Below are 1,372 nucleotides of genomic sequence, written 5' to 3' on the forward strand. Positions count from 1 at the left end.
GTGTCTTGAGTCAAGTAGTTGGCAGGGTTTGGGGTGTGGGCGGGTTGAGGTAGGCCTGTTTGGGGGTGTGGTCGGCGAGGGCTTGGTGGGGTCGGATGGTGTTGTAGATGATGCGGAAGCGGTGGGCTTCCATGTCGAGTGCGTCGCCGTCGCCGATGTAGCCGCGGAAGAGGTGCTCGTATTTGAGGGTCCCGAAGAAGCGCTCGATGACACCGTTGGTTTGTGGTGATCTGATCCGGGTGCGGATGTGGCGCAGTAGTGGATCGTGGCCGGTGAAGAGGCTTTGGAAGTCTTTGCCGCGGTAGCAGGGTCCGTTGTCTGAGACGACGGCGATGGGGGCGGGCATGTAACCGATGATGTTGTCCTGGGCGTCGAGGACCTCCATCTGTCCGCGGTCGAGCCGCAGGTCGGCCAGGTTCAGTACGCGGGCGGCTTCCTCGACTGCGAGTCGGATGCAGTGCACGGCGTCGACTCCGCGGCCGGTGGGGGTGACGGTGATGGCCAGGCAGTACTTGGTGACGTAGTCGATGACGGCGCTGATCCGCCAAATCCCACCGTGGGCTGTTTCGAATTCGGAGAAGTCGGTCTGCCAGACCCGGTTGCGCTCGGTCGGCGGGTCGTGAAATACCTGTCGACGCAGCGTGGCCCAGGATTTGCGGTCGGCCCGGAAGCCTTGAGGTAGCAGCAGGCCGCGGCGTCGTAGCGCGCGTTGCACCGACGAATTGGTGACCTCGTGGCCATCGGCGCGCATCAAGGCCGCGATCTTGCGGTAGCCCCAGGCTGGCCAGGCTTCGGCGTATTTGGCGGCCAGGGCTTCAATGCGGTCGACTTGAGGTGCCGGCCAGGGACCTTTGGGTGGGCTGCCTGCGCGTGCCCGAGCCAGGCGGCGTCGATAGGTCCGCTCCGGGATGCCGGCGAGCAAGGCGAACCTCGAAACCGGCAGGTGAGCTGCCTCTCTTAGGGCTTCGAGGTCCGGGAAGGGACCTGATTGATCAGCGCGGCGCCGCGCTGCCAGATCCGCAGTTGCACCGTCGCCTCGGCGAGAGCGAGCTTGAGTTCCTCGTTCTCGCGCCGCAGTCGGCGCTGTTCAGGGGTACCGGCCTGCCCTGCGGCTCCGCCGGGTACTTCCTGCATTCGTTGAGCACCGGCCTCAAGGAACTGATGCTTCCACTTCGTCACTTGAGTCGAGGACACGCCACACCGTCGGGCGGCCTCGGCGCCGGTCATCTCGCCGCCCAGTACTGCCAGCACCAGCCGGGCTTTCTCCTCCGCAGGGATCTTCGTTCGCCGTGATCGGACCATGATCCACTCAACCTCCTCACGGCCGCGTTGTGAATAACGCGACCCTGCCAAAAAGTTTGAGTCAGTGGAG

The 1,372-nt window shown here is 64.6% G+C and carries 2 protein-coding genes; both read right to left on the reverse strand.

The features are described 5' to 3' along the window. Positions 1–10: 10 nt before the first annotated feature. Positions 11–922, reverse strand: a complete 912-nt coding sequence (locus tag AWC18_RS08015; RefSeq protein ID WP_207504675.1) for an integrase core domain-containing protein — start codon at positions 920–922, stop codon at positions 11–13. A gap of 35 nt (positions 923–957) precedes the next feature. Then, positions 958–1,372, reverse strand: a 415-nt coding sequence (locus AWC18_RS08020) for a helix-turn-helix domain-containing protein (RefSeq protein ID WP_208858338.1), incomplete at its 5' end; no start/stop codon positions are given.

Origin of the sequence: Mycolicibacter nonchromogenicus (assembly GCF_002101775.1) — a bacterium.
Classification (GTDB): domain Bacteria; phylum Actinomycetota; class Actinomycetes; order Mycobacteriales; family Mycobacteriaceae; genus Mycobacterium; species Mycobacterium nonchromogenicum.